Here is a 3,397-nt window from a genome sequence, read left to right as displayed (position 1 = left end):
CTCGCGCGCGAGGCCGCGCGGGCCGGCGTGCCCGTGGTGGTCGCCGCCGGTGGCGACGGCACCATCGCCGAGGTCGCCGCGGGGCTGTCGGGGTCGGACAGCGCGCTCGGCGTGCTGCCGCTCGGCACCGCCAATGTGCTGGCGCTGGAGCTCGGCCTGCCGCGCGCGCCGGCGGGCGCGGCGGCGGTGCTGGCCATGGGGCGCACCGCGCTGCTGCATCCGGGGCTGGCGCGCTTCGCCGATGGGCGCGAATTGCTGTTCGTGCAGATGCTGGGCGCGGGCTTCGACGCGGCGGTGGTGCATCGCCTGCCGCCGGGGCTGAAGCGCGCCATCGGCAAGGCGGCCTATGTGGCGCAGACGCTGCGCGAGATGCCCCGCTACCCCTTCGCGCCGATCCGCTGCGTGCTCGACGGGCACGAGGAGGAAGCCGCCAGCGTGATCGTCACCAAGGGCAGGCTCTATGCGGGGCGCTTCCTGCTGGCACCCGGTGCCGATCCGCGCCGGGAGGGCTTCCATGTGGCGCTGTTCCGCAGTGCCGGCGCGCTGGCGGCACTGCGCTACGGCGCGGCGCTGCCGCTCGGCCTGCTGCCGCGCCTGCGCAGCGTCGAGATCCGCCAGGCCTCGGAGGTCAGGCTCGACGGCGCAGGGATCCCGGTGCAGGCGGATGGCGATGCGGCGGCCTGCCTGCCGGTGGCGATCGGCGCCGCGCCGAAGCCGATGCGCATCGTGGTGCCCTGACCACGCGCGGCCCCTGGCCGGTTGCCCCCGGCCATGCTGCCATGCGCCCCCTTCCGGACAGGACCGCCCCATGGCCATCGGCTTCCGCATCGCCCCCGTGACGCAGCGCGTCGATCCCGCGCTCTGCGCCCGCGCGCTGAACCTCCCCGCCGCCAACATCGGCGACGTGATGAACCGCATCCAGACCCTGCGCGGCGGCTTCCGCCCCTTCGGCGGGCGCAAGGTGATCGCGGGGCCGGCCTTCACCGTGAAGGCGCGCGCGGGCGACAACCTGATGCTGCACCGCGCCTGCGACATGGCGGCACCCGGCGACATCATCGTGGGCGACGGCGCCGGGGACCTCGCGATCGCGCTGATGGGCGAACTGATGATCGGCCATGCCATGAAGCGCGGCGTGCAGGGCATCGTCCTCGACGGCGCGGTGCGCGATGTCGAGGCGCTGGCGGCGATGGACATCGGCGTCTGGGCCTGCGGCGCCACGCCCTCCGGCCCCTACAAGGACGGCCCCGGCGAGATCGGCCACCCGATCGCCTGCGGCGGCCAGGTGGTGATGCCGGGCGACCTGATCGTGGCGGATGCCGATGGCGTGGTGGTCGTGCCGCGCGCCCATGCCGCCGAGGTCATCGCCGCGGCCGAGGCGCACAACGCGAAGGAACAGCGCGCCCAGGCGGCGATCGATGCCGGCACCTACGACCGCGCCTGGGTGCTGGACGCCCTGCGCGCCAAGGGCTGCGAGGGCGCTTGATGCGGCGGGCGCGACGCGTGCTCGCCTGGATCGGCGCCGGGCTTCTCCTGCTGGTGATCGGTGCCGCCATGTGGCTCTACACGCCCGACGAGGACCCCGCCCGGCTGCGCGCCGCCCATGCGGGGCCGCCCTCGGAATTCCTCGATGTCGCGGGGCTGCGGCTGCATCTGCGCGACACCGGCCGGCGCGACGGGCCGGCCGTGCTGATGCTGCACGGCTTCGGGTCGAGCCTGCACAGCTGGGAGGGCTGGGCGGAACGCCTGGCCGACCGCTTCCGCGTGGTGCGAATCGACCTGCCCGGCTTCGCGCTGACCGGCCCGGATCCGACCGGCGATTATACCGATGCGCGCGCAGCGGTGGTGCTGGCGGCGCTGATGGACCGGCTCGGCATCGCTGAGGCCGATGTGGTGGGCAATTCCATGGGCGGGCGCATCGCCTGGCGCTTCGCCCTGGCGGAGCCGGCGCGCGTGCGCCGCCTGGTCCTGGTGGCGCCGGACGGCTTCGCCAGTCCGGGGCGCCCCTATGGCGCGCCGGAGCCGGTGCCGCCGCTGGTCCACCTGCTGCCCTGGACGATGCCGCGCAGCATGGTGCGCGCCACGCTGGCGCCAGCCTATGCCGATGCGTCGCGCATGACCGAGGCCGATGTCGACCGCGCCTACGACCTGCTGCGCGCGCCCGGCGTGCGCCCCGCCATCCTGGCGCGCATGGCGCAGCACGTGCTGGAGGACCCGCGCCCGCTGCTGCCGCGCCTGACGCAGCCCGTCCTGCTGCTGTGGGGCGCGCAGGACCGGCTGATCCCGGCGAGCCACGGGCAGGACTGGCTGGCCGTGCTGCCGCGCGCGGAACTGGTGGTGCTGCCCGGCCTCGGGCATGTGCCGCAGGAGGAAGACCCGGAGGCCTCGCTGCGGCCGGTGCGCGCCTTCCTGGAGCGATAGCGGGCGCGCGGGCGCAGCCCGGCCGAGGCGCTGCACCCGTGACCGGCCGCCTGCCGGATGCTCGCGGGGGCACGGGCATGAAAAAGGCCCCCCGCCGGAGCGGGAGGCCTCTGTCGTCAGCGCGCCGTCCTGCGCGTCAGGCGTGCGCGGTCTGCTGGATCGCCGAGAGTATCCAGCGCCCGCCCGGGCCCTTGCGGACGAAGGTCCAGACCTCGGTCGCCTCGGTGCGCTGCGTGGTGCTGCCTTCGACCACCTTGTTCGTGGCGTTGTCGAAGGTGGCGTCCAGCAGCGAGAAGCGCATCGCGACGGTGGCGTAGTCCTCGCCATCCTCGCTCCAGGCCTCGGCCAGGTCGCCCTGCTCGAGGCGCACGTCGCGCGTCTCGTTGCGCCAGTTGCGCGCTTCCAGGTCGCGCAGGTCCTGCGCGAAGTAGGACACCATCTCGGGCGTCGCCACGGCGCGCAGGGCAGCCAGGTCGCGCTTCGACCAGGCGGCGTTCACCTCGACCAGCGTGCGCTCGAAGCCCTGGTAGTCGTCGGGCCCGATCGTGACCGGCGCCGCAGGCGCGGCGGCTGTCGCACCGCCCGCGCCGCCGAACTGCTTCGCCTCCGGCTGCGGCTGGAAGGCGTAGGCCTGCGGCCCACCGGCCGTGGCCGGCTGCTGGCGGCGGCGGAAGAAGCGCACCGCCAGCATGACCAGGATGCCGACCAGCGCCACCTGCAGCAGCATGCCCAGGATGGCGCCAAAGCCCGCGCCGCCGCCGAACAGGCCGAAGCCCAGCAGCCCGCCGATCAGCCCGCCCATCAGCAGCGCGCCGCCGAAGGACCCGAAGAAGCCGCGCGAGGCCGGCGCCGCCCCGGGGGCGGCACCCGGGCGGGGTGCGGTGGTGGCCGGCGTGCCCGGCTGCGTCGCCGTGCGGTCGAAGCGCTGCGTGGCGCCCGGCGCGGTCTGCGTCGCCGGCGGCGCCGAATAGGTCCGGCT

The 3,397-nt window shown here is 75.2% G+C and carries 4 protein-coding genes; 3 read left to right on the top strand and 1 reads right to left on the bottom strand.

Annotated features, from left to right (window positions below; translation table 11 throughout):
* The 3 genes from HW578_RS24580 to HW578_RS24570 all read left to right on the top strand — a co-directional run.
* Positions 1–738 (top strand): diacylglycerol/lipid kinase family protein (locus tag HW578_RS24580; protein WP_198373335.1); only part of this gene is annotated, 738 nt, incomplete at its 5' end.
* 70 nt (positions 739–808) lie between these two features.
* Complete coding sequence (locus tag HW578_RS24575; protein WP_198373334.1) at positions 809–1,483, top strand: RraA family protein; 675 nt, start codon at positions 809–811, stop codon at positions 1,481–1,483.
* Positions 1,484–1,500: 17 nt separating this feature from the next.
* The gene (locus HW578_RS24570; protein ID WP_369407970.1) at positions 1,501–2,418 is read left to right on the top strand and encodes an alpha/beta fold hydrolase; all 918 of its coding nucleotides are present in this window, start codon (positions 1,501–1,503) and stop codon (positions 2,416–2,418) included.
* A 136-nt stretch (positions 2,419–2,554) separates the two neighbouring features.
* Here HW578_RS24570 and HW578_RS24565 read toward each other — a convergent pair.
* On the bottom strand, positions 2,555–3,397 hold an 843-nt coding region (locus tag HW578_RS24565; RefSeq protein WP_198373333.1), incomplete at its 5' end, for a Tim44 domain-containing protein.

This window comes from Roseomonas rosulenta, assembly GCF_016106005.1.
GTDB lineage: Bacteria > Pseudomonadota > Alphaproteobacteria > Acetobacterales > Acetobacteraceae > Neoroseomonas > Neoroseomonas rosulenta.
This window is presented reverse-complemented; position numbering and strand designations above follow the sequence as displayed.